Below are 7,308 nucleotides of genomic sequence, written 5' to 3'. Positions count from 1 at the left end.
CTCGCGGGGTCTTCAAGGGAAGGAGCGCTGCGCGTGACGCAAACCGCCGACACCGGAGCGAAGGTCGCCGAGCCCGAACTGGTGACGCTGACCATCGACGGCACCGAAGTCCGCGTTCCCAAGGGCACGTTGGTGATTCGGGCCGCCGAACTGATAGGTGTGCAGATTCCCCGGTTCTGCGACCACCCGTTGCTGGACCCGGTCGGCGCATGCCGCCAATGCCTGGTCGATATCGAGGGGCAGCGGAAGCCGATGGCGTCGTGCACGATTCCTGTCGCCGACGACATGGTGGTGCACACGCAGTACAGCTCTGAAGCGGCCGACAAGGCGCAGCACGGGGTGATGGAACTGCTGCTGATCAACCACCCGCTGGACTGCCCGATGTGCGACAAGGGCGGCGAATGCCCATTGCAGAACCAGGCGATGTCGAACGGGCGCCCGGAGTCTCGCTTCGACGATGTCAAGCGGACATTTACCAAACCGATCAGCATCTCCTCGCAGGTGCTGCTGGACCGTGAACGCTGCATCCTGTGCGCGCGCTGCACCCGGTTTTCCGAGCAGATCGCCGGCGACCCGTTCATCGAAATGCTCGAGCGCGGAGCGCTTCAACAGGTCGGCATCTACGCAAACGAGCCGTTCGAGTCGTATTTCTCCGGCAACGCCGTTCAGATCTGCCCGGTCGGCGCGCTGACCGGCGCCGCCTACCGCTTCCGCGCCCGCCCGTTCGACCTGGTCTCCAGCCCGAGCGTGTGCGAACACTGTGCGTCGGGATGTTCGCAGCGCACCGACCACCGACGTGGCAAGGTGCTGCGCCGGTTGGCCGGTGATGAACCCGAGGTCAACGAGGAGTGGAACTGCGACAAGGGGCGCTGGGCGTTCACCTACGCCACCCAGGGAGACCGGATCACCACTCCCCTGGTCCGCAGTGCTGACGGCGTACTGGAGCCCGCGTCCTGGCCGCATGCGGTGGCGGCGGCGCTCGAGGGGCTTACCACCGCAGCAGGCGGCGCCGGCGTGCTGCCGGGTGGCCGACTGACCGTCGAAGACGCCTACGCCTACTCGAAATTTGCTCGAATCGTGTTGGGCACCAACGACATCGACTTTCGTGCTCGTCCGCATTCCGAGGAGGAGACGCAGTTCCTCGCCGCGCGGGTTGCGGGCACGCTGTTGAGCACCAGCTACGCCGACCTGGAGTCGGCACCGGTGGTGCTGCTGGTCGGCTTCGAGCCCGAGGAAGAGTCGCCGATCGTCTACCTTCGGCTACGTAAGGCCGCCCGCAAGCACGGGCTGCCGGTGTACTCGGTTGCGCCGTTCGCCAGCAACGGTTTACCGAAGATGCACGGCACGCTGATCGAGACCGCGCCCGGCGGTGAAGCCGCCGCGCTGGACGGCCTGGCCGGCGGCGAACTCGCTGGTCTGCTTTCCAAACCGGGAGCCATCATCCTGGTCGGCGAACGGCTGGCCGCCTCGCCTGGCGCGCTGTCGGCCGCTGCCCGGCTCGCCGACAGCACCGGCGCGCGACTGGCGTGGGTGCCGCGGCGCGCCGGTGAACGTGGGGCGATCGAGGCCGGCGCACTGCCCAACCTGCTGCCCGGCGGTCGGCCGCTGAGTGACGAGACCGCCCGGTCGCAGGTTGCGGCGGGCTGGAATGTCGCCGAATTGCCTTCGGCCGCAGGCCGTGACGCCAGTGCGATCTTGGCCGCCGCGAAAACCGGCAGCCTGGGCGCCCTGCTGGTCGGCGGTATCGACCCCGACGACTTCGCCGACCCCGACGCGGTACTGGCTGCATTGGACGCGGCGGGCTTCGTGGTGAGTCTGGAGTTGCGACACAGTGCGGTCACCGAACGCGCCGACGTGGTCTTCCCGATCGCGCCCGCCGCGGAGAAAGCGGGGACCTACCTCAACTGGGAGGGCCGCCAACGCAGCTTCTCGGCGGCGCTGCCACCGGCCGCCACACCGGACTGCCGCGTACTGGACACCCTGGCCGACGAGTTGGGGATCGATCTCGGATTCCCCACTGTCGCGGCGGGTTTGGCCGAGCTCAATCGGCTGGGCAGTTGGGACGGCGCATCCGCTACGGCGCCGACCGTCACCGCGGCCGCCCCACCCAAAACCGCTGCTGGCGAAGCCATCCTGGCGGGCTGGCGGATGCTGCTCGATGACGGGCAACTTCAGGACGGCGAACCGCATCTGGCCGGCACCGCACGCACACCCGTGGTGCGGCTGTCGGCTGCGACGGCAAGCGGACTCGGCGCAGCGGACGGCGACGACGTCACCGTCAGCACCGATCGCGGCTCGATCACCCTGCCGCTGATGATCACCGAGATGCCCGACGACGTGGCGTGGCTGCCGCTGAATTCACCGGGCTCGGCGGTGCACCGGCAACTGGGCGTCACGCCCGGCGCGCTCGTGAAAATTCGCGCCGGCGACCCGACCGCGCGCCGCATGAGCGGCGCCAGTGAGGGGGAGCGGCGCTCATGATTGGAGTGAGCAAACGATGACCGGCTTCGGGCATGACACCTGGTGGCTGATCCTGGCCAAAGCGCTTCTGGTCTTTGTTTTCCTGGTGCTGACGGTGCTGGTGGCAATCCTCGCCGAGCGCAAAATCCTGGGCCGGATGCAGATGCGCTGGGGACCCAACCGGGTGGGTCCGCGCGGCTACCTGCAGAGCCTGGCCGACGGCATCAAGCTGGCGCTCAAGGAGCCGCTCATCCCGTTCGGTGTCGAAAAGCCGATTTTCATTCTGGCACCAGCCATTTCGACGATTCCGGCGATCACGGCATTTGCCTTCATCCCGTTCGGTCCGCAGGTTTCGGTGTTCGGCCACTGGACACCACTGCAGGTGACCGACCTGCCCGTGGCGGTGCTGTTCATCCTGGCGCTGTCCTCGATCGGGGTGTACGGGATCGTACTGGCCGGGTGGTCCTCGGGATCGACCTATCCGCTGCTGGGCGGGGTGCGCTCGACCGCGCAGGTGATCTCCTACGAGGTCGCGATGGGCCTGTCATTCGCCACGGTATTTCTCTACGCCGGAACGATGTCCACGTCACAGATCGTCACGGCGCAGAACCGGGTCTGGTACGTCTTCCTGCTGCTGCCGTCGTTCTGCACCTACCTGGTGTCGATGGTCGGTGAAACCAACCGGGCGCCCTTCGACTTGCCCGAGGCCGAAGGCGAACTGGTCGCCGGCTTCCACACCGAGTACTCGTCGCTGAGCTTCGCGATGTTCTTCCTCGCCGAGTACATCAACATGACCACGGTGTCGGCCCTGGCCGCCACGCTGTTCATGGGTGGCTGGCACGCACCGTGGCCGCTGACCGCGGTGTGGGCGGGTGCCAACAGCGGCTTCTGGCCGGTGCTGTGGTTCACCGCAAAGGTGTGGGTGTTCCTGTTCGGCTACATCTGGCTGCGCGGCGTGCTGCCGCGACTGCGTTACGACCAGTTCATGGCACTCGGCTGGAAGATCCTGATTCCGGTGTCGCTGGTGTGGGCACTGATCGCGGCGGCCATCCGCACACTGCGCGACCAGGGGTACCCGCACTGGATGCCGGTGTTGGTCGGCGCAAGCATCGTCGTGACAGCAGTACTGCTGTATCTGCTGCAAAGACCGTTCAGCAACAGACAGCTACGCAAGAAGCGACGCCGCACCGAGTCGGTCGAAGCCCTGCACTTCGAACCGGCGTTCCCTACGCCGCCGATGCCCGGTAAGCCGCTGGCACCGGCGACCAAGGAGGCCACCAATGGCTAAATCTGACCGGCCGACTTCTCCTCGGGCCGATTCCGGCCCGCATCGTCGTCGGCCGAAATTCCTCAGTTCCCTCGCGGGATTCGGCGTCACGTTCGGCGCGATGTTCAAACGCCCGATCACCGAGAGCTATCCGGAGAACCCGGGCCCGGTGAAGCCGCGGTATCACGGCCGCCATCAGCTCAACCGTTACGACGACGGCTTGGAGAAGTGCATCGGCTGCGAGTTGTGTGCGTGGTCATGCCCCGCCGATGCGATCTACGTGGAGGGCGCCGACAACACCGACGAGGCCCGGTTCTCGCCAGGTGAGCGCTACGGCCGCGTCTACCAGATCAACTACCTGCGCTGCATCGGCTGCGGGCTGTGCGTCGAGGCCTGCCCGACCCGCGCGCTGACCATGACCAACCACTACGAGATGGCCGACGACAACCGGGCCGACCTGATCTATGAGAAGCAGAATCTGCTGGCGCCATTGCTGGAGGGCATGACCCCAGCACCGCATCCCCGGGCGGACGGCGCCACCGACGCCGACTACTACCGCGGCAATGTCACGGCGAACGGTCTGCGCCAACTACCGATCTCGGACGTGTCGAAGTGACTGCGTCTCTGGCCGCCGACGCGATCGCCCGCACGTCCACCGGCGAAGCGGTGACGTTCTGGCTGCTGGGCACGCTGGCGCTGATCGGGGCGCTGGGTGTGGTGATGGCCGCCAACGCGGTCTACTGTGCGATGTCGCTGGCGTTGACGATGATCGTGTTGGCGGTGCTCTACATGATCCAAGACGCGCTGTTCCTCGGCGTCGTGCAGATCGTGGTCTACACCGGCGCGGTGATGATGCTGTTCCTGTTCGTGCTGATGCTGATCGGCGTCGACTCCGCGGAATCGCTGGTGGAAACCCTTCGTGGACAACGGGTCGCCGCAGTGCTGGCCAGCCTGGGCTTGGGAATCGTGCTGATCGCCGGGGTCGGCAACGTCGCCACCGACCGGTTCGCGGCTAATGGTCTTTCGGCGGATATCGCTCCCGAAGGCAACGTCCAGGGACTGGCGGCGCTGATCTTCTCGCGGTATCTGTGGGCATTCGAGCTGACCAGCGCGTTGCTCATCACCGCGGCGATCGGCGCGATGATCCTGGCCCACCGCGAGCGCTTCGAGCGCCGCAAGACCCAGCGCGAGATGTCCATCGAACGGTTCCAGCCAGGTGGTCATCCGACGCCGTTGCCCGGCCCGGGCGTCTTCGCCCGGCACAACGCGGTCGACACTCCCGCCCGACTACCCGACGGAACCCCTTCCCGGTTGTCGGTGCCCATGGTGCTGGAAATGCGGCCGGTCAAGGAGAAGGACATGCCCGTCGTGCACGGTTCCAACGGTTTCGGCTCCGCCAACGGCGGGGGGGGTGCGTGATGAATCCGCAGAATTACCTGTATCTGTCCGCACTGCTGTTCACCATTGGCGCCGCCGGTGTTTTGTTGCGGCGCAACGCGATTGTCATGTTCATGTGCGTGGAGCTGATGCTCAACGCGGTCAACCTCGCCTTCGTCACCTTCTCCCGGTTGCACGGCCACCTCGACGGCCAGATGGTGGCGTTCTTCACGATGGTCGTCGCCGCCTGCGAAGTGGTGGTCGGGCTGGCCATCATCATGACGATTTTCCGTGCCCGCAAATCGGCCTCGGTCGACGACGCAAACCTGCTCAAAGGCTGATGCAATGACACATCTGACCTGGTTGCTCGTCGCCTTACCCGCGGTCGGCGCGGCGATACTGCTGCTCGGCGGCAGGCGCACCGACGCCTGGGGGCACTGGCTGGGCTGTCTGACCGCGCTGGCCGCGTTCGGGGTCGGTCTGTCGTTTCTGACCGACATGCTCGGCCGTGACGGCGATGCGCGAACGATCACCCAGAACTTGTTCACCTGGATTCCGGTCGGCAGCCTGCAGGTCGACTTCGGACTCCAAATCGACCAGTTGTCGATCTGTTTCGTGCTGCTGATCACCGGCGTGGGATCGCTGATCCACATCTACTCGGTGGCCTACATGGCCGAAGACCCCGATCGCCGAAGGTTTTTCGCCTACCTGAACTTATTCCTGGCGGCGATGTTGCTGTTGGTGCTGGCCGACAACTTCGTGGGCCTCTACGCCGGCTGGGAAGGCGTGGGTTTGGCGTCCTACCTGCTGATCGGCTTCTGGTACCAGAAGCCGACCGCGGCCACCGCGGCCAAGAAAGCCTTTGTGATGAACCGGGTCGGCGACGCGGGGCTGGCGCTGGCGATCTTCATGATCTTCGCCAACTTCGGCACCCTGTCGTACGCGCACGTGTTCGGCCAGGCCGCGGGCGCCAGCCACAGCGCGCTGACCTGGATCGGCCTGCTGCTGCTCGCCGGTGCGTGCGCCAAGTCCGCCCAGGTCCCGCTGCAGGCCTGGCTCGGCGACGCGATGGAGGGCCCCACCCCGGTCTCGGCGCTGATCCACGCCGCCACCATGGTGACCGCGGGTGTGTACCTGATCGTGCGCTGCAACCCCCTGTACAGTCTGTCCTCCGATGCCCGACTGGGCGTGATCATCGTCGGTACGGTGACCCTGCTGTTCGGGGCGGTCATCGGCTGCGCCAAGGACGACATCAAACGCGCGCTCGCGGCGTCGACGATGAGTCAGATCGGCTACATGGTGCTGGCGGCGGGCCTGGGTCCGGCGGGTTACGTCTTTGCGATCATGCATCTGCTCACCCACGGTTTCTTCAAAGCCGGCCTATTCCTCGGCTCGGGCTCGATCATCCACGCGATGCACGACGAGCAGGACATGCGGCGCTACGGCGCACTGCGTAGCGCGCTGCCGATCACCTTTGCCACCTTCGGCCTGGGCTATTTGGCGATCATCGGTGTCTGGCCGTTCGCCGGGTACTTCTCCAAAGACGCCATCATCGAAGCCGCCCTCGGGGCCGGGGGGGTTCGCGGCTTCGTGCTGGGCGGGGCCGCGGTGCTGGGCGCAGGCATCACGGCGTTCTACATGACCCGGGTGATGCTGATGACGTTCTTCGGTGAAAAGCGTTGGGCCGACGATGCGCATCCTCATGAAGCGCCCGCGCTGATGACCTTGCCGATGATCGTGCTGGCCTTCGGTTCGGTGTTCTCTGGTGGTTTGTTCGCTTTCGGCGGCAGGCTGCAGCACTGGCTCGAACCCGTGACCACCTTCCAGGAGAGCGCACGCGTGTTGCCGACGTGGACGTTCAACGTCGTGACGCTCGGCACCGTTCTGGTGGGGGTCGGCGTGGCCGTCCTGCTCTACGGCTTGCGGGCGGTGCCCGGGACCGCGCCCGCCGCCGTATCGGCGCTGACCACCGCCGCCCGCCGGGATCTTTACGGCGATGCCTTCAACGAAGAGGTCTTCATGCGGCCGGGAGCGCAGTTCACCCACGCGCTGATCGAGTTCGACGACCAGGGCGTCGACGGTTCGGTCAACGGGCTGGCCAATCTGGTCGGACGGACGTCGTATTGGTTGCGGGGCTTCCAGACCGGGTTCGCCCGTAACTACGCATTGTCGATGTTGGCCGGAGCGGCCCTCGTCGGTGCTGC

6 protein-coding genes are annotated in these 7,308 nt (G+C 66.2%); all 6 read left to right on the top strand.

From position 1 onward, the window contains the following. The first annotated feature begins 33 nt into the window (after positions 1 to 33). Positions 34 to 2,481 carry an NADH-quinone oxidoreductase subunit G gene (locus AC2VOG_RS06240; protein ID WP_486939045.1) on the top strand — a complete coding sequence of 816 codons (2,448 nt, stop codon included), beginning with the start codon at positions 34 to 36 and terminating at the stop codon, positions 2,479 to 2,481. Positions 2,482 to 2,497: 16 nt separating this feature from the next. Next, positions 2,498 to 3,748 carry an NADH-quinone oxidoreductase subunit NuoH gene (gene nuoH, locus AC2VOG_RS06235; protein ID WP_486939044.1) on the top strand — a complete coding sequence of 417 codons (1,251 nt, stop codon included), beginning with the start codon at positions 2,498 to 2,500 and terminating at the stop codon, positions 3,746 to 3,748. Further along, the gene (nuoI, locus tag AC2VOG_RS06230) at positions 3,741 to 4,343 is read left to right on the top strand and encodes an NADH-quinone oxidoreductase subunit NuoI (RefSeq protein ID WP_486939043.1); all 603 of its coding nucleotides are present in this window, start codon (positions 3,741 to 3,743) and stop codon (positions 4,341 to 4,343) included. The genes nuoH and nuoI overlap by 8 nt, the downstream gene beginning before the upstream one ends. Continuing rightward, positions 4,340 to 5,146, top strand: coding sequence for an NADH-quinone oxidoreductase subunit J (locus tag AC2VOG_RS06225; protein WP_486939042.1), 807 nt, complete (start codon positions 4,340 to 4,342; stop codon positions 5,144 to 5,146). The genes nuoI and AC2VOG_RS06225 overlap by 4 nt, the downstream gene beginning before the upstream one ends. Further along, positions 5,146 to 5,445 (top strand): NADH-quinone oxidoreductase subunit NuoK, encoded by a 300-nt coding sequence (nuoK, locus tag AC2VOG_RS06220; RefSeq protein WP_163780523.1) that lies wholly within the window; start codon positions 5,146 to 5,148, stop codon positions 5,443 to 5,445. The genes AC2VOG_RS06225 and nuoK overlap by 1 nt, the downstream gene beginning before the upstream one ends. 4 nt (positions 5,446 to 5,449) lie before the next feature. Then, a partial coding sequence (gene nuoL / locus AC2VOG_RS06215) for an NADH-quinone oxidoreductase subunit L (RefSeq protein WP_486939041.1) occupies positions 5,450 to 7,308 on the top strand: 1,859 nt, incomplete at its 3' end.

The organism is Mycobacterium sp. TH-M11, assembly GCF_057473725.1.
Note: the sequence above shows the minus strand (reverse complement) of the source record. Positions and strands in the feature narration are given on the sequence as shown.